The organism is Pseudomonas sp. HY2-MNA-CIBAN-0224, assembly GCF_040310285.1.
Classification (GTDB): Bacteria; Pseudomonadota; Gammaproteobacteria; order Pseudomonadales; family Pseudomonadaceae; genus Aquipseudomonas; species Aquipseudomonas helleri.
This window is the reverse complement of the sequence record NZ_JBEOPQ010000007.1, coordinates 88,069-108,399: the sequence shown is the minus strand read 5'-3', so window position 1 is coordinate 108,399 and position 20,331 is coordinate 88,069. Positions and strand designations below refer to the sequence as shown.

The 20,331-nt window shown below is 61.5% G+C and carries 25 protein-coding genes; 15 read left to right on the top strand and 10 right to left on the bottom strand.

The window, feature by feature from the left end; genetic code table 11:
* Positions 1 to 39 precede the first annotated feature (39 nt).
* The 13 genes from AAEZ03_RS06455 to AAEZ03_RS06395 all read left to right on the top strand — a co-directional run bounded on the left by AAEZ03_RS06455 (position 40) and on the right by AAEZ03_RS06395 (position 11,989).
* Complete coding sequence (locus AAEZ03_RS06455) at positions 40 to 774, top strand: glycosyltransferase family 2 protein (protein ID WP_350577038.1); 735 nt, start codon at positions 40 to 42, stop codon at positions 772 to 774.
* Positions 771 to 1,709 carry a lysophospholipid acyltransferase family protein gene (locus AAEZ03_RS06450; protein WP_350577036.1) on the top strand — a complete coding sequence of 313 codons (939 nt, stop codon included), beginning with the start codon at positions 771 to 773 and terminating at the stop codon, positions 1,707 to 1,709. The genes AAEZ03_RS06455 and AAEZ03_RS06450 overlap by 4 nt, the downstream gene beginning before the upstream one ends.
* Entirely contained in the window at positions 1,690 to 3,234 is a 1,545-nt protein-coding gene (locus tag AAEZ03_RS06445) for an HAL/PAL/TAL family ammonia-lyase (protein ID WP_350577033.1), read from the top strand. Before AAEZ03_RS06450 ends, AAEZ03_RS06445 begins: the two co-directional genes overlap by 20 nt.
* On the top strand, positions 3,227 to 3,652 hold the full coding sequence (locus AAEZ03_RS06440; RefSeq protein ID WP_153373531.1) for an acyl-CoA thioesterase: 426 nt from the start codon (positions 3,227 to 3,229) through the stop codon (positions 3,650 to 3,652). The genes AAEZ03_RS06445 and AAEZ03_RS06440 overlap by 8 nt, the downstream gene beginning before the upstream one ends.
* A gap of 143 nt (positions 3,653 to 3,795) precedes the next feature.
* Entirely contained in the window at positions 3,796 to 4,377 is a 582-nt protein-coding gene (locus AAEZ03_RS06435; protein ID WP_350577031.1) for an outer membrane lipoprotein carrier protein LolA, read from the top strand.
* Positions 4,367 to 6,721 (top strand): MMPL family transporter, encoded by a 2,355-nt coding sequence (locus AAEZ03_RS06430; protein WP_350577029.1) that lies wholly within the window; start codon positions 4,367 to 4,369, stop codon positions 6,719 to 6,721. The genes AAEZ03_RS06435 and AAEZ03_RS06430 overlap by 11 nt, the downstream gene beginning before the upstream one ends.
* Complete coding sequence (locus tag AAEZ03_RS06425) at positions 6,708 to 7,436, top strand: class I SAM-dependent methyltransferase (protein ID WP_350577026.1); 729 nt, start codon at positions 6,708 to 6,710, stop codon at positions 7,434 to 7,436. Before AAEZ03_RS06430 ends, AAEZ03_RS06425 begins: the two co-directional genes overlap by 14 nt.
* Positions 7,433 to 7,933, top strand: a complete 501-nt coding sequence (locus tag AAEZ03_RS06420) for a DUF3261 domain-containing protein (protein WP_350577024.1) — start codon at positions 7,433 to 7,435, stop codon at positions 7,931 to 7,933. Before AAEZ03_RS06425 ends, AAEZ03_RS06420 begins: the two co-directional genes overlap by 4 nt.
* Entirely contained in the window at positions 7,930 to 9,117 is a 1,188-nt protein-coding gene (locus tag AAEZ03_RS06415) for a beta-ketoacyl-[acyl-carrier-protein] synthase family protein (RefSeq protein WP_350577021.1), read from the top strand. Before AAEZ03_RS06420 ends, AAEZ03_RS06415 begins: the two co-directional genes overlap by 4 nt.
* Positions 9,114 to 9,581 (top strand): hotdog family protein, encoded by a 468-nt coding sequence (locus AAEZ03_RS06410; protein WP_123751094.1) that lies wholly within the window; start codon positions 9,114 to 9,116, stop codon positions 9,579 to 9,581. The genes AAEZ03_RS06415 and AAEZ03_RS06410 overlap by 4 nt, the downstream gene beginning before the upstream one ends.
* On the top strand, positions 9,574 to 10,302 hold the full coding sequence (fabG, locus tag AAEZ03_RS06405) for a 3-ketoacyl-ACP reductase FabG2 (protein ID WP_123751093.1): 729 nt from the start codon (positions 9,574 to 9,576) through the stop codon (positions 10,300 to 10,302). Before AAEZ03_RS06410 ends, fabG begins: the two co-directional genes overlap by 8 nt.
* Positions 10,302 to 11,528, top strand: coding sequence for a beta-ketoacyl-ACP synthase (locus tag AAEZ03_RS06400; protein WP_350577017.1), 1,227 nt, complete (start codon positions 10,302 to 10,304; stop codon positions 11,526 to 11,528). The genes fabG and AAEZ03_RS06400 overlap by 1 nt, the downstream gene beginning before the upstream one ends.
* 17 nt (positions 11,529 to 11,545) lie before the next feature.
* Positions 11,546 to 11,989, top strand: a complete 444-nt coding sequence (locus AAEZ03_RS06395) for a hypothetical protein (RefSeq protein ID WP_048366690.1) — start codon at positions 11,546 to 11,548, stop codon at positions 11,987 to 11,989.
* Between the two features lie 219 nt (positions 11,990 to 12,208).
* Here AAEZ03_RS06395 and AAEZ03_RS06390 read toward each other — a convergent pair whose 3' ends face one another.
* Entirely contained in the window at positions 12,209 to 12,592 is a 384-nt protein-coding gene (locus tag AAEZ03_RS06390) for a type II toxin-antitoxin system PemK/MazF family toxin (protein WP_278938350.1), read from the bottom strand.
* A 419-nt stretch (positions 12,593 to 13,011) separates the two neighbouring features.
* On the opposite strand from AAEZ03_RS06390, the gene AAEZ03_RS06385 reads away from it, so the two are divergent.
* On the top strand, positions 13,012 to 13,194 hold the full coding sequence (locus AAEZ03_RS06385; protein WP_048366692.1) for a DUF6124 family protein: 183 nt from the start codon (positions 13,012 to 13,014) through the stop codon (positions 13,192 to 13,194).
* A 362-nt stretch (positions 13,195 to 13,556) separates the two neighbouring features.
* Here the strand turns inward: AAEZ03_RS06385 and AAEZ03_RS06380 are convergent, their stop codons facing one another.
* The 3 genes from AAEZ03_RS06380 to AAEZ03_RS06370 all read right to left on the bottom strand — a co-directional run bounded on the left by AAEZ03_RS06380 (position 13,557) and on the right by AAEZ03_RS06370 (position 15,143).
* A complete protein-coding gene (locus AAEZ03_RS06380) occupies positions 13,557 to 13,844 on the bottom strand; it encodes an addiction module antidote protein (RefSeq protein WP_048366693.1) in 288 nt (95 codons plus the stop codon).
* Positions 13,841 to 14,146, bottom strand: a complete 306-nt coding sequence (locus AAEZ03_RS06375; protein WP_350577012.1) for a type II toxin-antitoxin system RelE/ParE family toxin — start codon at positions 14,144 to 14,146, stop codon at positions 13,841 to 13,843. The genes AAEZ03_RS06380 and AAEZ03_RS06375 overlap by 4 nt, the downstream gene beginning before the upstream one ends.
* Before the next feature lie 94 nt (positions 14,147 to 14,240).
* Positions 14,241 to 15,143: a LysR family transcriptional regulator gene (locus AAEZ03_RS06370; RefSeq protein ID WP_350577009.1), complete on the bottom strand. Its 903-nt coding sequence runs from the start codon at positions 15,141 to 15,143 to the stop codon at positions 14,241 to 14,243.
* A gap of 151 nt (positions 15,144 to 15,294) precedes the next feature.
* Between AAEZ03_RS06370 and AAEZ03_RS06365 the strand changes: the two genes are divergently transcribed.
* Positions 15,295 to 16,542, top strand: a complete 1,248-nt coding sequence (locus AAEZ03_RS06365; RefSeq protein WP_423814843.1) for an MFS transporter — start codon at positions 15,295 to 15,297, stop codon at positions 16,540 to 16,542.
* A gap of 28 nt (positions 16,543 to 16,570) precedes the next feature.
* Here AAEZ03_RS06365 and AAEZ03_RS06360 read toward each other — a convergent pair whose 3' ends face one another.
* Genes AAEZ03_RS06360 through gspH form a run of 6 tightly spaced genes read right to left on the bottom strand, consistent with a single transcriptional unit; the run spans position 16,571 to position 20,328 of the window.
* Complete coding sequence (locus AAEZ03_RS06360; RefSeq protein WP_350577005.1) at positions 16,571 to 17,017, bottom strand: type II secretion system protein M; 447 nt, start codon at positions 17,015 to 17,017, stop codon at positions 16,571 to 16,573.
* On the bottom strand, positions 17,014 to 18,075 hold the full coding sequence (gspL, locus tag AAEZ03_RS06355) for a type II secretion system protein GspL (protein WP_350577002.1): 1,062 nt from the start codon (positions 18,073 to 18,075) through the stop codon (positions 17,014 to 17,016). The genes AAEZ03_RS06360 and gspL overlap by 4 nt, the downstream gene beginning before the upstream one ends.
* Positions 18,075 to 18,932 carry a type II secretion system minor pseudopilin gene (locus AAEZ03_RS06350; protein ID WP_350576999.1) on the bottom strand — a complete coding sequence of 286 codons (858 nt, stop codon included), beginning with the start codon at positions 18,930 to 18,932 and terminating at the stop codon, positions 18,075 to 18,077. The genes gspL and AAEZ03_RS06350 overlap by 1 nt, the downstream gene beginning before the upstream one ends.
* Positions 18,929 to 19,489, bottom strand: a complete 561-nt coding sequence (locus tag AAEZ03_RS06345) for a type II secretion system protein GspJ (RefSeq protein WP_123751086.1) — start codon at positions 19,487 to 19,489, stop codon at positions 18,929 to 18,931. Before AAEZ03_RS06345 ends, AAEZ03_RS06350 begins: the two co-directional genes overlap by 4 nt.
* Complete coding sequence (gspI, locus tag AAEZ03_RS06340; RefSeq protein ID WP_350576995.1) at positions 19,482 to 19,850, bottom strand: type II secretion system minor pseudopilin GspI; 369 nt, start codon at positions 19,848 to 19,850, stop codon at positions 19,482 to 19,484. Before gspI ends, AAEZ03_RS06345 begins: the two co-directional genes overlap by 8 nt.
* Positions 19,840 to 20,328: a type II secretion system minor pseudopilin GspH gene (gene gspH, locus AAEZ03_RS06335; RefSeq protein ID WP_153335342.1), complete on the bottom strand. Its 489-nt coding sequence runs from the start codon at positions 20,326 to 20,328 to the stop codon at positions 19,840 to 19,842. Before gspH ends, gspI begins: the two co-directional genes overlap by 11 nt.
* Positions 20,329 to 20,331: the final 3 nt, after the last annotated feature.

Here is a 20,331-nt window from a genome sequence, read left to right as displayed (position 1 = left end):
GTATCGCGAGCAAGCCCGCTCCCACAAAGGCCGACCGTCATGCATAACCCCTGCGCCGTGATCCCGGTGTACAACCATGAAACCGCCGTGCCCGCCGTGGTCGCGGCGTTGCAGGCCGCAGGCTTGCCCTGTGTGCTGGTCGACGACGCCAGCAGCCCCGCGTGCAGCGCCGTGCTCACCGAACTGGCCTGGCACGAGCACATCTACCTGGTGCGCCTGGCCGTCAACCAAGGCAAAGGCGGCGCCGTCATGGCCGGTTTGCGCGAGGCCTCACGCCTGGGCTTTACCCATGCGCTGCAAGTCGATGCCGACGGCCAGCACGACCTCAGTGATGTCTCGACCTTTATCCAGGCCTCACAGCACAACCCCGAGGCGCTGATCTGCGGTTACCCGCAATACGACGCCAGCGTGCCCAAAGGCCGTTTATATGCACGCTACCTGACCCACGTGTGGGTGTGGATTAACAGCCTGTCACTGAGTATTCCCGACTCGATGTGCGGCTTTCGGGTGTACCCGCTGGCGCCGACACTGGCGCTGCTCAACTCGGTCAAGCTGGGCAAACGCATGGACTTCGACCCCGAGATCCTCGTGCGCCTGGCGTGGCGCAACCAGCCGATGCAGTGGCTGGCGACCAAAGTGCATTACCCGCAAGACGGCCTCTCGCACTTTCGCCTGTTCCATGACAACGCCCTGATCTCAGCCATGCACACCAAGCTGTTCTTCGGCATGTTGGTGCGTTTGCCGAGCATTCTATGGAGGCGCTGGCGGGCATGAGCGATACACCACAGCATTGGGCCGAGCATAAAGAGCGGGGCAATTTTTGGCTGATGAAGCTCACGGCCTTCGGGGTCAAAGTACTCGGTCGCCGCCTGCTGGCCCCCGTGTTGTACGCCATCGTGCTGTACTTTTTTGTCTTCGGCCGCAAAGCCCGGCGCAGCATCTGGCACTACCAGCAGCACCTGGCCGACTGGAGCGGGCAGCCCGCCTTGCGCCCCACGCCGTGGCGGGTGTTCGGCCAGTTCATGGCGTTTGCCGACGCGCTGCTCGACAAGCTCGACGTGTGGAACGGCCGCCTCAAGACCCAAGACATCGAGATCATCGACCCCGCCCGGCTGCGTGAGCAAATGCGCAGTGAACGCGGGCAAATGCTGGTGGGCGCTCATTTGGGCAACCTGGAGGTGTGCCGGGCCCTCGCCGAGCTGGGCGAGAAAATCACCCTGAACGTGCTGGTGCACACCCGCCATGCCGAGCACTTCAACCGTTTGCTGGGCGAGGCCGGGGCCACGCATGTGCGGCTGATTCAAGTCAGCGAGCTCAACCCCGGCGTCATGCTGCAATTGAGCCAACGCCTGGAAGACGGCGAGTGGCTGGCCATTGCCGGTGACCGCGTGCCGCTGCATGGCGCACGCACCGCGCTGGTCAACTTTCTCGGCCACCCGGCACCCTTCCCGCAAGGCCCGTGGTTGCTGGCCGGGTTGCTCAAGTGCCCGGTCAATTTATTGTTTTGCCTGAAACACCAAGGCCGCTATCGAGTGGTTATCGAACCCTTCGCCGAGGCCATCGAATGGCGGCGCAGCGACCGCGAACAGGTGATCGCCGAGTGGGCGACGCGCTATGCCGAACGGCTGGGGCATTACTGCCTTGAGGCGCCGCAACAATGGTTTAACTTTTACCCTTTCTGGAAAACCGATGACGACGCATCAGCATGAGCCAGTAACCTTCGGCCAAACCCCATTGCGCATTGAAGACGTGCTGGCACTGGCCAATCGTGAGGTGCCGACCCGTTTGCAAGGCGATGCCGAGTACCGCGAGCGCATCGCCAAAGGCGCGCGCTTTCTCGATTCATTGCTCGACAAAGAAGGCGTGATCTACGGCGTGACCACCGGCTACGGCGACTCGTGCGTGGTGGCGGTGCCGCTGGAGCATGTCGAAGCGCTGCCACGTCACCTCTACACCTTCCACGGCTGCGGCCTGGGCAAAATGCTTGATGCCCAGGCCACCCGCGCCGTGCTGGCCGCCCGCTTGCAGTCGCTGTGCCACGGGGTGTCCGGGGTGCGGGTTGAACTGCTGGAGCGCCTGCAAGGGTTTATCGCCCACGACATTTTGCCGCTCATCCCCGAAGAGGGCTCGGTAGGCGCCAGCGGTGACCTGACGCCGCTGTCTTATGTGGCGGCCACCTTGTCGGGCGAGCGCGAGGTCATGTTCAACGGCGAACGCCGCCTGGCGGCTGACGTGCACCGCGAACTGGACTGGACGCCGCTGGTGCTGCGGCCCAAGGAAGCGCTGGCGCTGATGAACGGCACGGCCGTAATGACCGGCCTTGCGTGCCTGGCGTACGCCCGCGCCGATTACCTGCTCAAGCTGGCAACCCGCATCACTGCACTCAACGTGGTGGCGTTGCAAGGTAACCCTGAACACTTCGATGAGCGCCTGTTCGCTGCCAAGCCGCATCCGGGGCAGATGCAAGTGGCGGCATGGTTGCGCCAGGACCTCGCCATCGACGCCCCGACCGCGCCGCTGCATCGCCTGCAAGACCGTTACTCGCTGCGCTGCGCGCCCCATGTGTTGGGTGTGCTGGCTGACAGCCTGAGCTGGCTGCGCGGGTTTATCGAAGTCGAACTCAACAGCGCCAACGACAACCCGATCATCGACGCCGAAGAAGAACGCGTGCTGCACGGCGGGCACTTCTATGGCGGGCACATTGCCTTCGCCATGGACAGCCTCAAAACCCTGGTGGCCAACGTTGCAGACCTGCTTGATCGCCAACTCGCGCTGTTGGTAGACGTACGTTACAACCACGGCTTGCCAAGCAACCTCTCGGGCGCCAGCGCCGAACGGGCGATGCTCAACCACGGCTTCAAAGCGGTGCAGATCGGCGCCAGCGCCTGGACCGCCGAAGCCCTGAAAAACACGATGCCGGCCAGCGTCTTCTCGCGCTCAACCGAATGCCACAACCAGGACAAAGTGAGCATGGGCACCATCGCCGCCCGTGACGCCATTCGTGTACTGGAGCTGACCGAGCAAGTGGCCGCCGCGACCTTGCTGGCTGCCCACCAGGGTGTGTGGCTGCGCAGCCGCGACGCAGACGCCCGCCCGTTACCCACCGCACTGGCCGACATGCACGCTGAACTGGCCAAGGATTTCGCCCCCGTCATTGAAGACCGCGCACTGGAAGCCGAACTGCGCCTGTGCCTGGCCCGTATTGCCCAACAACACTGGAGGCTGCATGCGTAGCAAAGGCGTTTTGCACGTCGACACCGAAGTCCTGGTGCCGTTTTTCGACATCGATACCATGCACGTGGTGTGGCACGGGCATTACGTCAAATACCTCGAAGTCGCCCGCTGCGCCTTGCTCGATCACATCGGGCATAACTACACGCAGATGCTCAACGCGGGCTACGCGTGGCCGGTGATCGACCTGCAACTGCGCTATGTGCGCGGTGCCACTTTCGGCCAACGAATCAACGTGCGTGCCAGCCTGGTGGAATGGGAGAACCGTCTGAAGATCAACTACCTGATCACCGATGCAGCCACCGGCGAACGCCTGACCCGCGCCTGCACGGTGCAGGTCGCGGTCAGGATTGCCGACCGGGAAATGCAACTGGCGTCGCCCAAATGCTTGATCGATGCGATTGCGAAGGTGCTGGCATGATCTTTTTTTGGCGATCAAAAACCCCTCACCCTAGCCCTCTCCCAGAGGGAGAGGGAACTGACCGCACGCTCATTCACGGCCACCTCAATCAGCCCCCTCTCCCTGCGGGAGAGGGTTGGGGTGAGGGCAAGTTCGTTCGCGCTTTGTGCACGGCGCTGCTGCTCGGATTATCACCATTGGCCCACGCCTTCGACCTGCAACAACTGAGCGATCAACTGGCCAGGCCGCAGGTGATCCACGGTGATTTCATCCAGGAAAAACACCTGCGCGCGCTCCCCAAGCCGCTGACCAGTACCGGCACCTTTGTGCTGGCCAAAGATCACGGCCTGTTATGGCAACTCAACACCCCGCTGAAACAGGACTACCGCATCACCGCCCTCGGCATTGCCCGACGCAATGGCAGCGAGTGGCAAATGCTCCCCGGCAAGAGCGCAGGCGCCGAGCAGAACCGCCTGTTCCTGGCCGTGCTGCAAGGCGACAGCACCGGGCTTGCGCGTGATTTCGAGCTGCGTCTGCAAGGCGAACCGACGCAGTGGACGCTCACCCTGACCCCGCGCTCGCTGTTGCTCAAGCAGGTGTTCACACAAATCAACATCGACGGCGGCGAGCTGGTGCAACGCATCGAGTTGCAGGAAACCCAAGGCGACAGCACCGTGCTGAAGCTGCAAAACAGCACCCGCCACTTACCCTTGAGCGACGCGGAGCAGCACGACTTTGCGCAGTGAACGCTGGTTGCCCCGGGGCTTTTTGATCCTGCTGCTGGCCGTGCTCGCCCTGGCCGGCTGGCAATGGCGGCATGGCCCGCCGCTGTCGGCCAACCTGATGGAACTGGTGCCCGGCCACACTCCGGACGCACTGCTACAGAGCGCCGAGCAGCGCATGCAAGAACCCCTCAACCGAGAGGTGCTGCTGCTGGTGGGCAGCGCCGATCGCCAGCAAGCCATTACCACTGCTCGCCAGTTGGGCGAGCAGTGGCTGGCCAGCGGGCTGTTTGAAAAGGTCCAGTGGAACCTGCAAGCCGACTTGCCCGGCCTGCGCGAGCAGCTGCTGCGCGGGCGCCTGGCAATGCTCGCGCAAGCTGACCGCACACAACTGATCGAACACCCTGACGCCTTTATCCAGCAGCGCGTTCAAGCGCTGTTCGACCCGTTCAGCGGCTTCAGCCTGGTGCCCAGCCAGGACGACTGGCTGGGCCTGACCGGGCGCATCCAGAACAGCCAGCCGCAACGTGGTGCGGTGCAACTGGACATCGGCAGCGGCGCCTTGATCGCTGACGCCGACGGCAAAAGCTGGGTATTGCTGCGCGCCCGCACGCAGGGCAATGCCTTTGACATGAAGCTGCCCCTGCAAGTGGCCGCACTGGTTGAACGCAGCCGCGAACAGGCGGCCAGCCAGAACGTACAACTACTCGCCGCCAGTGGCCTGCTCTACGCCGCCAGCGGCCAACAACAGGCAACCCGTGAAATCAGTTGGGTAGGCGGCGGTGCCACCTTCGGAATTTTGCTCCTGTTGCTGCTCGCGTTTCGCCGCTGGCGCGTGCTGCTGGCCTTTGTTCCGGTACTGGTGGGCATGCTGTTTGGCGCCGTGGTCTGTGTCGGGTTTTTTGGCAGCCTGCACGTGATGACGTTAGTGCTGGGCTCCAGTCTGATCGGCGTGGCCGTCGATTACCCGCTGCATTACCTGTCTAAAAGCTGGAGCCTCAAGCCGTGGCGCAGTTGGCCTGCCGTGCGCCTGACATTGCCAGGCCTGAGCCTGAGCCTGGCCACCAGTTGCATCGGCTATCTGGCCTTGGCGTTTACCCCGTTTCCAGCGTTGACCCAAATCGCCGTTTTCTCGGCCGCAGGCTTGGTCGGGGCGTATCTGAGCGCCGTGTGCCTGCTGCCCGCGCTGCTCAACGGTATGACGTTACAGCCCGCGCGATGGCCGTTACGCCTCGCGCAACGCCTGCTGGATGCGCGGGCAGCGCTCTTGAAAAAAGTCCCCACGCCCGCGCTATTGGCCTTGTTGCTGGCCTTTTGTGTAGCGGGCCTGTGGCAACTGACCAGCAAAAACGATATTCGCCAATGGGTCGGTGCACCGCCTCAACTGACGGCACACGCCCAGGCCATTGCACGCATTACCGGCTACCAACCGACCAGCCAGTTCTTTTTGGTGCGGGCTGACAATGAGCAGCAACTGCTTCAGCGCCAAACCGTGCTGCGCGAGCGGCTGGATCAACTGGTCAGCACCGGCCAGCTACAAGGCTATTTGGCCCTGGGCCAATTGGTCAGCCTGCCGAGCGAGCAACAACACCTGCGCACGGCCTTGAAGCAACTGCCACAGCACTGGCAACCGCTGCTGGAACTGGGCGTGCCCGAGGCCGCGCTGCAACACGAACTCGCACAGTTAGAAGCGTTGCCCGAGCAAACTATCGACGCCGCGCTCACCGGGCCATTGGCCGAACCGTGGCGCGCGTTGTGGCTGGGCAAACAGGGCAACGGCGTGGCCGCCATGGTCAGCCTGCAAGGCTTGAACAACCCCGACCTGTTGCGCGAACAGGCCCAGGGCCTGCCCGGCGTGCAGTGGGTGGACCGCTTGGGCGACTTGAATGGCGTGTTCGCGGCCACCCAGATCAGCGCGGCAGAATTGAAGCTGTTGTCGTGCGTGTTGATCGTCTTGCTGTTGATCGCGCCCTTTGGCTTAAGCGGCGCGCTGCGCATGGTTGCACTGCCGCTGTTAGCCGCGCTGTGCAGCGTGGCCAGCCTCGGCTGGTTGGGGCAGCCGCTGACCCTGTTCAGCCTGTTCGGGTTATTGCTGGTGACGGCGATCAGCGTTGATTACGCGATTTTGATGCGTGAACACATCGGCGGGGCTGCCGTCAGCCTGCTCGGCACCTTGCTCGCCGCGCTGACCACCTGGCTGTCGTTCGGTTTGCTGGCGGTGTCCAGCACGCCCGCGGTCAGCAACTTCGGGTTGTCGGTGAGCCTCGGCCTGGCCTTCAGCTTTATGCTGGCGCCGTGGGCCGGTGAGCAAACGCCGCACACCCCGCGTTATTCTTCATTGCCACGGAGGCCCCATGAAACCCCTTAGCGATACCTACGTAGAAGAAACCCGGTTCGGGTTTTGGTTTTTGCGCAGCCACACCTGGCAACACCATGTACTGCGGGTGGCGATCAATGACTTGCGCGGCTTGTTCAGCGAGCCGCCGCCGTCTGCACCGGTCATCCTGGATGCCGGTTGCGGGCAGGGCAAGTCGTTCCAGTACCTGCAGGCAACCTTCGCCCCCAAGCGTTTGATCGGGCTCGATGCCGACCCGCTGAGCCTTGAACTAAGCCGCGAAGAGGCCCGCCGCCAAGGGTTCGACGTTGAGCTGATCGGCAGCGACTGCGCTGAACTGGACGTGCCCGATGCCAGCGTCGACCTGCTGTTCTGTCACCAGACCTTCCACCACCTGGTGCAACAAGACCGGGCGCTGGCCGAGTTTTATCGGGTGCTCAAGCCGGGCGGCTATTTGCTGTTCGCCGAGTCCACCGAAGCCTACATCGACACCTGGGTGATTCGCTGGCTGTTCCGCCACCCCATGCACGTACAAAAAAGCGCGGCGCAATACCTGGAAATGGTCCGCGACCAGGGTTTTGAATTTGACGTGCAGAACGTCTCCTACCCGTACCTGTGGTGGAGCCGTGCGACCGATTTCGGACTGTTGGAACGCTTTGGCCTGCGCCCTGCCAAGCCGGTGGGGCAACGGGAAGAAACCCTGGTCAACGTGGTCGCACGCAAACCGTTGCAAGGCAAAGCTCAATGACACGCCGTTACAGCCTGTTCGCAGCCCTTGGCATCTTCATGCTCCTGTTGTTAAGTGGCTGCACCAGCCTGCCCTTGCCCACACACACGCCCAGCCTGACGCTGCCGATGCAGTTGCATGTCCAGCGTCAGCAGGCCGACCAGCGCCAGGACTGGCTGCTGGTGATTCAGCAAGAGGACGCCGGGCTACGCTGGTCATTGATGGACCCGCTGGGGATCCCGCTGGCGCGGCAACTACTGCACAACCAGCACTGGCAAGCAGACGGTTTGCTGCCGCCCAACCCCGAGGCCCGAGAGTTGTTCGCCGCGCTGCTGTTTGCACTCACGCCTGCCGACCAGTTGGCCAACACTTACCCGCAAGCAACCTCCAGCGCTGATCGCCGTGCGCTCGACCGCCGCTGGCAGGTGCACTATGTACAACCGCAGGTGTTTAGCATCGATCTGGACAATGGCGTGCACTACACCCTCAGCCCACTCAACACCGAGACGGCCCCATGACTGCGTACCTGAATGCCTTGGGCATCGTTTGTTCACTGGGCCGCGGGCCCAAGGACGTCGCGCAGCACCTGTTTGCCGGTGACTGCTCGGGCATGCAGCAAACAGCCGGCTGGATCCCTGAGCGCTCGGTCGCGGTGGCGCAGGTGCAAGGCGAGTTACCAGCGATCCCGGCACACCTTGCCCGCCACAGCAGCCGCAACAATCAGCTATTGCTTGAGGCCGCATTGCAGATTGGCGATGACATCGAGCAGGCGATCCATATCTATGGCCGCGACCGCATCGCTGTCGTGCTGGGCACCAGCACCTCGGGCATCGACGAAGCCTGCCATGGTATTGCCCACTACGCGCAGCACCAGCACTTCCCCAGCGATTACGACTACCGCCAGCAAGAGCTGAGCGCACCGGCTGAGTTTCTGGCCGCGTGGCTAAACATCAGCGGGCCGACCTATGTTATTTCGACGGCTTGCACCTCCAGCGCCCGCGCCCTGATGAGCGCCCAGCGCCTGCTGCGCATGAACCTGTGCGACGTGGTGCTGTGCGGCGGCGTCGACAGTTTATGCACGCTGACCCTCAATGGTTTTGCAGCCCTTGAAGCGGTGGCCGATGAGCGCTGCAACCCGTTTTCGGTCAACCGTCGCGGCATCAATATTGGCGAAGGCGCGGCCCTGTTTTTAATGAGCAAACAGGCCAGCGGCGCGCAACCCATCGCCTTGCTGGGCGCAGGCGCCAGCTCGGATGCGCACCATATTTCTGCCCCCGAGCCCAGCGGCCGGGGCGCTGTAAACGCCATGCAGCAGGCCTTGCACCGTGCAGGGTTGCAGGCCAGCCAGATCGGCTACTTGAACCTGCATGGCACGGCAACCCAGCACAACGACGCCATGGAAAGCCAGGCCGTGGCCCAGGTGTTCCCACACGGTGTACCGTGCTCGTCAACCAAACCCATGACCGGCCACACCCTGGGTGCCGCCGGGGCGCTGGAGGCCGCGTTTTGCTGGTTGAGCCTGAGCCATGGCAACGCCTTGCCCCCGCACCTCTGGGATGGCCAGCCCGACCCGCAGTTGCCCGCGCTGAACTGGGTCACCCCCGGCCTTACTCTGGCCCCCGAACACCCGCGCTGCCTGATGAGCAACTCGTTTGCCTTCGGCGGTAATAACGTCAGCCTGATTATCGGAGACGCTCCATGATTGATTGGCCGCTCGCCGAATTGCTGCCCCACGCCGGCGACATGATCTTGATCGATCAAGTACTGGCCTGTGATGAAGAAACCATCCACACCCGCCTGACCGTGCGCCCGGGCGGCCTGTTTAACCGCGCAGACGGCAGCCTGCCGGCCTGGGTCGGCGTCGAGTTGATGGCGCAAAGCGTGGCCGCCTATGCCGGTTGCCGCGCGCGCCAGGCAGGCAACCCCGTGGCGCTGGGCTTTTTGCTCGGCACCCGTAAGTTTGAATGCAACGTTGAGCACTTCCCGCTCGGCGCCGAGCTACAGATCCACGCCGTGCGCTCGCTCGAAGACGACAACGGCATGGGCGTGTTTGAGTGCCACCTGACCGGCCCACAGATCCACGCCACCGCCCGCCTGAACGTGTTCCGTCCGCCTCAGGCTGAAAACTACCTTGCTCAAGCATCTCAGGAGGCTCGCCATGACTGAGTCCATTTTGGTCACTGGCTCTAGCCGTGGCATTGGCCGTGCCATCGCGTTGCGTCTGGCCCAGGCCGGTTTCGATCTGGTGCTGCATTGTCGCAGTGGGCGCAGCGAAGCCGATAGCGTCATGGCGCACGTGCAAGCGCTGGGCCGCAACGCCCGCGTGCTGCAGTTCGACGTGTCGGACCGCGCCCAGTGCCGGGCAATACTGGAAGCCGATGTTGAAACCCACGGTGCTTATTACGGCGTGGTGCTCAATGCCGGGCTGACCCGTGACGGCGCGTTTCCAGCCCTCAGCGAAGACGATTGGGACGAGGTGATGCGCACCAACCTCGACGGTTTTTACAACGTCTTGCACCCGGTCATGATGCCCATGATCCGCCGTCGTCAGGCCGGGCGCATTGTGTGCATCACCTCGGTGTCGGGCCTGATCGGCAATCGCGGCCAGGTCAATTACAGCGCCTCCAAAGCTGGGCTGATCGGCGCCGCCAAAGCCCTCGCCATTGAACTGGGCAAGCGCAAAATCACGGTTAACTGTGTGGCGCCGGGCCTGATCGATACCGCCATGCTGGACGAGAATGTGCCCGTTGAAGAACTGATGAAAATGATCCCTGCCCAACGCATGGGCACCCCGGAAGAAGTCGCCGGTGCGGTCAACTTTTTGATGTCGGCCGAAGCGGGCTATATCACCCGCCAGGTGCTGGCCGTCAACGGAGGCTTGTGCTGATGAAGCGCGTCGTCGTTACCGGCATGGCCGGCATCACCTCGCTGGGCAGTGACTGGGCCAGCATCTCAGCCCGTTTTGAGGCGGGCCGCAGCGGCATTCGGCGCATGGACGAGTGGGACCGTTTTACTGAACTCAACACCCGTTTGGCCGGGCCGATTGATGACTTTGCTGTGCCCCAACACTGGACCCGCAAACAACTGCGCAGCATGGGCCGCGTCTCGCGCTTGGCGGTCGGGGCGGCCGAACAGGCCCTGCAAGACGCCGGTTTGCTGGGCAACCCGATCATTCAGGACGGGCGCATGGGCGTGGCGTGTGGCTCGTCCACCGGCAGCACGGACGAAATCAAAGCTTTCGGCAACATGTTGCTCAACTCAGTGGCCGAAGGCCTCAACGCCAACAGCTACGTGCGCATGATGCCGCACACCACGGCGGCGAATATCAGCATTTTCTTTGGCCTTACCGGGCGGTTGATCCCGACCTCCAGCGCCTGCACCAGCGGCAGCCAGGGCATTGGTTATGCCTACGAAGCCATCAAGTTCGGCCGCCTGCCGTTAATGCTTGCTGGCGGCGCCGAAGAACTGTGCCCCACCGAAGCCATGGTGTTTGACGCGCTGTACGCCACCAGCCTTAAAAATGACGCCCCGCACACCAGCCCAAGCCCCTACGACAGTGGCCGCGATGGCCTGGTAATCGGTGAGGGGGGCGGCATGCTGGTGCTTGAAGAGCTGGAACATGCGCTGGCTCGCGGTGCGCACATCCATGCTGAAATCGTCGGTTTTGGCAGCAACGCAGACGGCCAGCACACCACCCGCCCCGAGGTCAGCACCATGCGCCGGGCCATGGAACTGGCGCTGGAAGACGCGGGTATTGCGGCTCAGGCCATCGGTTATGTGAACGGTCACGGCACCGCCACCGAACAAGGCGACATCGCCGAAACCCAGGCCACCCATGACGTGTTTGGCAAACACATGCCCATCAGCTCGCAAAAGAGTTTTTTGGGCCACACTTTGGGGGCCTGTGGCGCGCTGGAGTCGTGGTTCAGCATCGAGATGATGAACCGCGACCGCTACGTGCCCACGCTTAACCTGCACGACGTGGACCCACGTTGCGCTGAACTGGACTACCTGCGCGGCGAAAGCCGCGTGATGCACAACGACTATGTGATGAACAACAATTTTGCCTTCGGCGGCGTCAACACCTCGTTGATCTTTCGCCGCTGGTCATGAGGTCAAGGAGACCCCCTATGCACATCAAAACGCTGGCAGCTGCCACCCTTCTGCTGTCCGCCCTGCCTGCCGTGAGCCAGGCCCGCGACACCACCTTGTACCTGCCGTTTGATCAGGTGGTCACCGAAGCCATCAGCACCGGCAAAATCGACGGCAGCGTCAAGTTTTACCTCGCGGGCAACACGCCGAGCGGCAAAGTCAGCGTGCTCAGCCCCGGCGCTGTGACCAACAAAAAGACCAACGCCTTCAACAAAACTGACTATCAGGCGTGTTCCTGGGCGCTGCAATCGGCGTTGATCACCCTGCATGACGCGGCCAAAAAGGCCGGTGCCAACGCCGTGACCGACATCACCAGCTACTACAAACGCAACGAACGCAAAGACCCGAAAACCTACGAATGCCACGCAGGCGCGATCATTGCGGGCGTGGCGCTGAAAGGCGATTTGTCGAAGGTGAATTGAGCGTCTGGGGCTGGCCCCAGAAACGACAAAGGCGCCTCGCGGCGCCTTATTCACAAACAGACTGGCTTGTCATCGCGCTGTGTCTGTCCGGCTCGGTGATGGCTGGTTGCCCAGGATCCTCCGAGTCTCACAAGCCCCTTTCGGGAACGTGGCGAGTATTGCGCTGAAGAAGGCTTAAGGCAACCTTGAGTACGTCCCGTCGGTCGAATCAAACGCGTGTCACAAGCCGAGAGCGCAGCGGACTGCGGCTTTGATTGCAATAAACTCATCTGTTTCAAGTTGTGAAACCACATAACAACGACGGCCCTGACGGTCCCGCGTTTTTATTCGATCCAGTCGAGCGAGGCTAACGGTCGACAGCATGTCGCATTTTGCCCAGCACATAGGGTTCGCTCCCTGCAAATGACTCAGCAACGCAAGGTGATGTCCCAGCATGGATTGGGGCTCAGTTGTGCTAAGAGGAATAACCGTCACCAACTGTTTATTGGTGCGGTGTTTACGAATGACTACAACAGGCCTGATTTTGACCATTTCAGGTACTTCATGGCCCCTGAAGTCACAAATAAGCACACTGCCTTCTTTTGGCTGATAAAGGAGGGGCATTGGTTGAACCCGAAGTAAAAGAAACGATTCTGAGCAACTTTGCCTTCAAGGGACCAGGCGAGTTTTATGACCGCGCATGTCTCAATCTCCAGCCTCACCCGGTCACTCGCAAGTCTCGTCTCTTTCCTTTGCAGGACTATTCCTAGAGAATCCCTTGGCCTTGCGCCTGCCTCTTTCGATCGCTAGCCTGCGGTTCGTCATCCCTCATGGATGGCCGGACGTGCAAGTTCGAATCGAAGTTAGAGCCAGACAATGACTGCCAGAAAAATCAGTTTCATGGTGGCTGTACGTGGGAGGTCTTCGGGCCTGCCGGAACTCCGCTCTATATCGACCGGTCTTGCACACCCGCGTACAGCTGCCACCCTCTTTGTGTGCAAGCAAATGGTGAAAGCTCCCAAACTTTTTAGCGGAGTAAAACCATGACTCACACACCCGAATACGAACAAAACCTCGAACACACTGACGAACTGTTGCGGTGCGCGCTTGCGACGGCGTATGCGTCGGCCGATAACCTGCAAGGCCTGAACCGCGACGTAGCGTTGGCGGTGGTGCATTTGATCCATCAGGTCAAAGCGTCTGTGGATAAGTTATTGGCGGGGTAAAAAAGTTCACAGGCTGCGGTCTTTTGATCGTGGCCGTTGTGAATGGTTTTGCGGACGCTGCGCAGCCGATCGCAGCCTTCGTACCTCGTCAGCGACTACAGGATTTGTGTGCGCCACACCACCCTGTAGGAGCGAGCTTGCTCGCGATCTTTTGATCGTGGCCGTTGTGAATGGTTTTGCGGACGCTGCGCGCCCGATCGCAGCCTTCGTACCTCGTCAGCGACTACAGGATTTGTGTGCGCCACACCACCCAAGGAGCGAGCTTGCTCGCGATCTTTTGATCTTGGCCGTTGCGCTGCCGAGCGCAGCCGTCGGCATGAACCGTGATATGGCGCTAACCGAATCAGGAAGGCCCCACCCGCTCACTTGGAGATGTGTAGTTTTAGCCCTAGCGCCTTGGCCACTTTGAGTATGGTTCCAAACTCCGGGTTACCCTCCCCGGACAGCGCTCGGTACAAGCTTTCTCTTGAAAGACCTGCATCCCGCGCGACTTGGCTCATGCCACGCGCTCGAGCAATGGTGCCAAGCGCTTTGGCAATAAAGGCAGGGTCATCGCCGGCCTCCTCCATGCAAGCTTCCAGGTAATAACCTATATCCTCTTCGGTTTTGAGGAATTCGGCGCTGTCCCAGCGGGTGAATTTTTCGGTCAAAGGGTGTACTCCTTCCAGTCTTTGGCTATCAGTCGCGCTTGTTTGATATCGCGGGTTTGACTGCTTTTATCGCCGGCACACAATAAAACCACCCAGCATTGGCCGTGCTGGATGAAGTACAAGCGGTAACCCGGACCGTAATCAACACGGGCCTCTTTCAATCCTGCCCCAACAAACTTGGTATCACCAAAATTGCCTTCGGCCATTCGATCAAGCCTGAGCAAGATACGAGCACGCGCCCGACCGTCTGGCAAATCTGCCAACCAGCGCGAAAAACTTGAGCTGCGGATAATTTCAATCATCCACAAAACGTAGCCCAAAGGTTACACCCAAGGCATCAGCTTCTAACACTCCCTCTCGTCAGGAAGGCCTTTTTGTTATGTCAGCGATATCCGTTCACTTCTCGGGCTTCACCATCTTGCGTGTCACCAACTCCGCAAACGCTTTGGCCATTGGCGAGGTGTTGCCTTTGCGTTGCACCAGCCACACGGCGGTGCTGGCGTCGGCGTCGAGCAGGGGGCGGTAGACGACGCCTTTGATGCGCATGTGCTGGAACGATGCGGGCAGTACGGACACGCCCAACCCCGCAGAGACCAGGCCAATGATGGTCATGGCTTCGCCCGCTTCTTGGGCGATGTGCGGGCTGAAACCGGCCTGACGCGCCAGGCTCAGCAGTTGTGCATATAACCCGCTGCCGTAGCTGCGTGGGAAGAAGACGAACGGTTCGTCAGCCAATGCCCCGATGTAGAGGCCGTTTTCGCTGCCTTCGGCCAGCGGGTGTTCGGCCTGGATGACCGCCACCAAAGTCTCGCGGAACAGTTCGACGGCCACCAGCGAGTCCGCCAGCGGAAACGGGCGCATGACGCCGATTTCTATCGACTCTTCTACCAACGCTTCCGCCACGTCGCGGCTGCTCATTTCCAGGAGATTTAAGTGCACCGCCGGGAAGGCCTGACGAAAGGCAAAAATGGCCTGCGGGATACTTGAATTAAACGGCGCTGAAGAGGTGAAGCCAATTTTCATTTCACCCAGTTCGCCCAGTTGCGCACGGCGGGCGACGTCGGCGGCTTTATCCACTTGCGCCAGCACTTGGCGCGCTTCATCGAGAAACAATCGCCCGGCTTCGCTGAGGGCGACCCGACGGTTGGTACGTTCAAACAGCCGCGCGCCGAGCTCTTCTTCCAGCGCCTGTATTTGCTGGCTCAGCGGCGGTTGAGAGATGCCCAGCACCTGGGCGGCCCGGCCAAAGTGCAGTTCTTCGGCGACGGCGATGAAATAGCGTAAATGGCGCAGTTCCATGCAAGCTCCATTGAGTCGTTAAACCTATCAAACAGGTCGAATAATATATTGGAAAGAATCGTTAGGGGGCTATATTCTTTTGCCATTGCCGTTTGGCTATACGCGTTATGAGGTCCCCGTGAAAACTGCTGTCGCCCCGCTCGCTCACGAAATCCCGCCCACGGCGCTGGATGATGTTGTCGCTCAACTCAATGACGTTTTTATCGAGAAAGGCACGCCGATGTTCATGCGCACGGTGCTGGCGCTGTTCTCGGGGGGCTTTGCGACGTTTGCCTTGCTGTATTGCGTGCAGCCGATGATGCCGATGCTGTCCCATGAATACGGGATCAACGCCGCGCAAAGCAGTCTGATTTTGTCGGTGGCCACCGGGATGCTGGCTATCGGCCTGTTGGTAACCGGCCCTATTTCTGATGCCATCGGGCGCAAGCCGGTGATGGTCTCGGCGCTGTTCAGCGCGGCGGTATTCACCGTGCTCAGTGCGTGGATGCCGAGCTGGGAAGGCGTGCTGATTACCCGCGCGCTGGTGGGCTTGTCGCTGAGCGGGCTGGCCGCCGTTGCCATGACCTACTTGAGCGAGGAGATCCACCCGCAGCACATTGGCCTGGCGATGGGGTTGTACATCGGCGGCAATGCGATTGGCGGGATGAGCGGGCGTTTGATCACCGGCGTGTTGATCGACTTTGTCAGCTGGCACACGGCGATGCTGGTGATTGGCGGCCTGGCGTTGGTGCTGGCCATGGTGTTTGTGAAGATCTTGCCGGAGTCGCGTAACTTCCGCCCGCAAACCATGAACCCGCGCAGCCTGTTGAACGGCTTCACCATGCACTTTCGTGACGCCGGTTTGCCATGGCTGTTTCTCGAAGCGTTTTTGCTGATGGGCAGCTTTGTGACGCTGTTCAACTACATCGGTTATCGCTTGCTGGCTGACCCGTACAACATGAACCAGGCCGTGGTGGGCTTGCTCTCGGTGGTGTACCTGTCGGGCATTTACAGTTCGGCGCAGATTGGCGCACTGGCGGACAAGCTGGGCCGTCGCAAGGTGCTGTGGGCGGTGATTGTGCTGATGCTGGCGGGCATTGCGCTGACCCTGTTCGAACCCATCGCGCTGGTGATTATCGGCATGCTGCTGTTCACCTTCGGCTTCTTTGGTGCGCACTCGGTGGCCAGCAGCTGGATCGGCCGCCGGGCGACCAAAGCCAAAGGCCAGGCCTCGTCGCTGTACCTGTTCTGTTACTACGCCGGGTCGAGTGTGGCCGGGACCGCCGGGGGCTTTTTCTGGCACTACGCGGGCTGGAACGGCATCGGTGCGTTTATCGGCGGTTTGCTGGTGATTGCCCTGCTGGTGGCGTTGCGTTTGGCCAAGCTGCCCGCGTTGCCGGGTAATACCCACAACGCGTGAACGCGCAGGCTGTGATTGTGAAAGTGGTTTATAGGTTGCTGATCTTTAACTGCACCTGCAGCACCTGAGCGCTTTTTTCCAGGCTCAGGCTTTCGAACTCGGCGCCTTCTTGTTCGATACGGTTAAGCCACGCTAGCACCGCCATGGCATTGCCGCTCAGGCTGATGCGTATCCGTTGGGTGTCCACGTCAAACTGCTGCACCTGAAGCCCCGCGCTCGCGGCGCTTTCGCTGAGGCGGCTACTCAACGGTTGCGTATATACCCGGATCGCGCGCGTGGGTTGTGCTCGCTGCACCTCACCCGCTTGGGCAACGCGCTGGGCATACAGCGTTTGCGCCGCCGCCAGCCGTTGCTGCGCGGGCTGCCAAAACCCATAAAAACCAAACACCATCGACAAGAACACCGCGAGTACACCGCACAATTGGCGATCACGGCGTGGCAGTTGCCGCCAGCGCTCACGCACACGAGCTTTCATAAAACGTCCTCCAGGGTGAGTAAAGCCTGCACCCGGTTGCCCTGTTGGCTGGCGTTGCCCAAGGTGATCGGCAGTGCGCTTTGCAGGCCGCGCTCGCGCAGGTGTTCAAGCTCGGCAAAGCTGTTGGCGGTGATGGTTAAGGTCCAGCCGACCGTGGCGCGCCATTCCATGCGTTGCACGTCCACGCTGCTGGCACCGATCACGTGCTGGGTTAGCTGAAGCAAGCGCGCCATGTGCCCGTTTTGCCGGGCCGCGCCTTGTTGTTGCAGGGCGTTGAGCTGCGCAGACAAATCGACGATGCGGGTGTGCTCCGGGTACAACGCTTTAAAACGCTGTTCACTTTGGGCATAAAGGCGCGCCGCTTCACTCTCAACAAAGCTGCTGCGCAGGTGACTCGCCCCCACGGCCATGGCAACGATGAGCAAGGCGGCCACACTGACACCCCGCCACGGCAGCCGCTGCGACGTGCGCCGGTACTCGCCTTGCAGCAGGTTGATGGCGCCAAGCGGCACGCTACCCAGATCAAACGTGTGTTCAACCGCCGTACCGAGCGGCCCGTCTTTCAGGGCCTCCAGCGCCTGAGGGGTTAACGCAAGGCGCAAGTCCAGCGCGCCGCCCGCCAGCCAGCGCCCGTCCCACCACGCGATGCTCGGTTGCTCACGGGGCAACAGGTCGGCATCCACGTACACGCTGGCGATGTTCAACCCACGGGCCTGCAACTGCGCCAAGACATTTTTGAAGCGCTGACGGTTAATCACCAGCAACGGATAACGCCGTTGCGCATCCAGGGGGCCGACGGCGATGTGCAGTTCATCAAGATCGTCCGCCAGTTGATCCTCGACCGCAAAGGCCAGGGCCTGAGCGCTGGGTCGGCGCCTGCCCGGCCAGGGTTCGGTCAGCAGCCAACTGCACATTTCCATTGGCAGAATCAGCTGCACATCGTGCGCGCCCAATACCTCGGCGACCTCGTTCAGTGAGGTTTCGTGTGCGGTTTTTTCGCCGTGCCACAGGTAGACCCGCGTATCGCTGTGAGCGCTGAGATAAAGCCGGCTGTTCATCAAGAAGGTTCACTGTGTTCAGGCGCCAAAAGGCGCCGCTGGAGAAGGTGCCATCGGCCGGTTTTGAGGTCGCGGGCCATATCGCTTTCAAGGCGTAAACGGCTTTGCCCCACACGCACGTGGGTGGTAATGCGAAACCAGCGGCTGGTGGTGCCCAGCCCTGTCGCCTGAAGCCCCAGGCCGATCAGCGCCGGGGTGAAGGTGAAGTCCTCAACGCTGGCGTACCCCTGCAACGGGCGCTCGCTCACTGAGCGACGGGCCATGGCCGGTGTCACGCCTTCGAGGGTAGCGAGCAACGTGACGGAGGCGGTGTTGATGTTGAGTGTCGCGTCTTTGCCCAGCAGGGCGATCCACGGCTGCATGCGCGTGTACCAGCGGGCGTCGACACCCGGCACGCTGCGCAATTGGCTGATGTCGCTCAGGTTCAGACCTTGCAGCGCGCTGGCGTCTATGGGCGGCAGATCGAGTTGAGTTTGCAGGCGCAACCAACGTTGTTTCAGCACCTCGTCGACAGCACCTTGAGTGAGCAAGGCGCTGACGTTGAAACGGGCGGCCAAGTCTTCGATGTCTACCTCAATGTGGCCGTTGTCGATCAGCCATTCGGGCCGACTTTTGGCCCAGGCCTGGCCTGCAGCAACGGGTAACTTGGGGTCTGCCAGCAACGTGTGCAAACGCTCTCGCCCCCAGGCCTCCCCGGCAAACGCCGACTGGCGCAATTGCAGTTGATGGAGCTGCTGAGCGCTGCTGTGCAAGGCCAGGCGGTGGCTGCGCAACATGCCGGCAGTCACCAGCAGCGCAAGGCTCATCACCAGCAGCACGGTGAGCAGTGCAATGCCTTGCTGCCCCTTGCGCATCATTGGCCCTCCGGTAGCAACATCACGCGGCGAAGCTGCTCAAATCGCCCCGCCGAAAACTGCAACTCCAGGGCTTGCGGCGTTCCCTTGGGGGCCGCTTTGCCAGTGGGCCAATCGGTGCGCCACCCCACGGCGGGGTCGTACAGCCGCCAGCGCAGATCGCGCACGTCAGTGAGCAGTTTTTGCTTTTGCAGTGCGCCGCCTTCCAGCCCCTGGCTGTAGCGCCAAAGCTCGCCGTTTTCCAGTGTGTAACTGACGTCTTGCAGTTCGCTGCGCGGCTGGCCCAGCGGGTTGCGCCAGTTGGCGCGGCGCACGTTGAGCTGGTTGGGATACAGCGCCAGCCCCGGCGCCTTGGCCGAGGTGTGCAGGTGCAACATATCGCGCTCGATCAGCGCCACCGCGCGCTGCAAGCCGCGCAGGGTTTGCTCGTGGGCGCTACTGCTGCGTTCAGCGCGCAGCACGCCGTCAAACAGCCGCCAGCAAGCCACCCCAAGCAAGGCAAAAATGGCGATGGCGATCACCAGTTCGAGCAAGGTGAAGCCCGCTTGCGGTTTAGTCATGGTTGCGCGCCAGCCAGTACGTCACGCTGAGCAATGCCTGATCACTGCCCGCCGGGCTGACGCTCAGTTCCACGCGTAACAGGCCTGTGTCGGGCTCGCTGGCGATGTGTTGAAACAGGCGCCACTCGCGTTGGGCAAAACGCGGGTTGAGCGTTTTTGAACCCATGGCCAGGGTGGCGCTCTGCAAATGCAGTTCACTCAGGTGGTTGTCTGCCAACCAGCCCGCCAGCAGCCGGGCTTCAACCCGGGCGCTTTGCCCCAAGACGTATTGGCTGGCCGACATGACCGCCGCCGCCAGGGTCGCGAAAATGGCCAGGGTGATCATCACTTCCAGCAAGGTAAAGCCTTTTTCAGTGCGCATCCGTGACCTCGGACGCTTCGAGCAGCGGGTTGCCAAGGCCATCGCTGTAGAGGCTCTGCCAGCGCAGCGGCGGGCTCTCAAAGTGCAAAGCAAAGGGGGTGTTTTCATCACTGCTGAGCCACAGCAAATGAGGGGTTTGATCGCCTGCGACAAGGCTGTGTACACGCCCTTCCAGCACCAGGGTCAGCAGCACCCCGGGGGGTAATTTCACTGGCGCTTCAACGGCTTGCCAGGTCGCCCCTTGCAGGCGCATCTGTTGATAGGCTTCGGGTTCCAGTCGCAGACCGTATTCCTGCCCTTCCAGCACGGCCTTTTCGCGCAACCCCTGCATCAGGGCGAGCATGACCTGCGCTTCTTGCCGCGCATCGCGGGCGCGTTTGTCACCCTGGCTGATGTGCACCATTGAGACCAGCACGCCAATCATGACAATCACCACCATCAGTTCGATCAGGGTGAAACCCAGCGATGAATCGCGCATGCC

What these genes read in the sequence shown, in the direction of transcription:
- AAEZ03_RS06455 (WP_350577038.1), top strand. Translation starts at nt 40, where the DNA reads ATGCATAACCCCTGCGCCGTGATCCCGGTGTACAACCATGAAACCGCC.
- AAEZ03_RS06450 (WP_350577036.1), top strand. Translation starts at nt 771, where the DNA reads ATGAGCGATACACCACAGCATTGGGCCGAGCATAAAGAGCGGGGCAAT.
- AAEZ03_RS06445 (WP_350577033.1), top strand. Translation starts at nt 1,690, where the DNA reads ATGACGACGCATCAGCATGAGCCAGTAACCTTCGGCCAAACCCCATTG.
- AAEZ03_RS06440 (WP_153373531.1), top strand. Translation starts at nt 3,227, where the DNA reads ATGCGTAGCAAAGGCGTTTTGCACGTCGACACCGAAGTCCTGGTGCCG.
- AAEZ03_RS06425 (WP_350577026.1), top strand. Translation starts at nt 6,708, where the DNA reads ATGAAACCCCTTAGCGATACCTACGTAGAAGAAACCCGGTTCGGGTTT.
- AAEZ03_RS06420 (WP_350577024.1), top strand. Translation starts at nt 7,433, where the DNA reads ATGACACGCCGTTACAGCCTGTTCGCAGCCCTTGGCATCTTCATGCTC.
- AAEZ03_RS06415 (WP_350577021.1), top strand. Translation starts at nt 7,930, where the DNA reads ATGACTGCGTACCTGAATGCCTTGGGCATCGTTTGTTCACTGGGCCGC.
- AAEZ03_RS06410 (WP_123751094.1), top strand. Translation starts at nt 9,114, where the DNA reads ATGATTGATTGGCCGCTCGCCGAATTGCTGCCCCACGCCGGCGACATG.
- fabG (WP_123751093.1), top strand. Translation starts at nt 9,574, where the DNA reads ATGACTGAGTCCATTTTGGTCACTGGCTCTAGCCGTGGCATTGGCCGT.
- AAEZ03_RS06400 (WP_350577017.1), top strand. Translation starts at nt 10,302, where the DNA reads ATGAAGCGCGTCGTCGTTACCGGCATGGCCGGCATCACCTCGCTGGGC.
- AAEZ03_RS06395 (WP_048366690.1), top strand. Translation starts at nt 11,546, where the DNA reads ATGCACATCAAAACGCTGGCAGCTGCCACCCTTCTGCTGTCCGCCCTG.
- AAEZ03_RS06390 (WP_278938350.1), bottom strand. Translation starts at nt 12,592, where the DNA reads ATGCCCCTCCTTTATCAGCCAAAAGAAGGCAGTGTGCTTATTTGTGAC.
- AAEZ03_RS06385 (WP_048366692.1), top strand. Translation starts at nt 13,012, where the DNA reads ATGACTCACACACCCGAATACGAACAAAACCTCGAACACACTGACGAA.
- AAEZ03_RS06375 (WP_350577012.1), bottom strand. Translation starts at nt 14,146, where the DNA reads ATGATTGAAATTATCCGCAGCTCAAGTTTTTCGCGCTGGTTGGCAGAT.
- AAEZ03_RS06370 (WP_350577009.1), bottom strand. Translation starts at nt 15,143, where the DNA reads ATGGAACTGCGCCATTTACGCTATTTCATCGCCGTCGCCGAAGAACTG.
- AAEZ03_RS06360 (WP_350577005.1), bottom strand. Translation starts at nt 17,017, where the DNA reads ATGAAAGCTCGTGTGCGTGAGCGCTGGCGGCAACTGCCACGCCGTGAT.
- gspL (WP_350577002.1), bottom strand. Translation starts at nt 18,075, where the DNA reads ATGAACAGCCGGCTTTATCTCAGCGCTCACAGCGATACGCGGGTCTAC.
- AAEZ03_RS06350 (WP_350576999.1), bottom strand. Translation starts at nt 18,932, where the DNA reads ATGATGCGCAAGGGGCAGCAAGGCATTGCACTGCTCACCGTGCTGCTG.
- AAEZ03_RS06345 (WP_123751086.1), bottom strand. Translation starts at nt 19,489, where the DNA reads ATGACTAAACCGCAAGCGGGCTTCACCTTGCTCGAACTGGTGATCGCC.
- gspI (WP_350576995.1), bottom strand. Translation starts at nt 19,850, where the DNA reads ATGCGCACTGAAAAAGGCTTTACCTTGCTGGAAGTGATGATCACCCTG.
- gspH (WP_153335342.1), bottom strand. Translation starts at nt 20,328, where the DNA reads ATGCGCGATTCATCGCTGGGTTTCACCCTGATCGAACTGATGGTGGTG.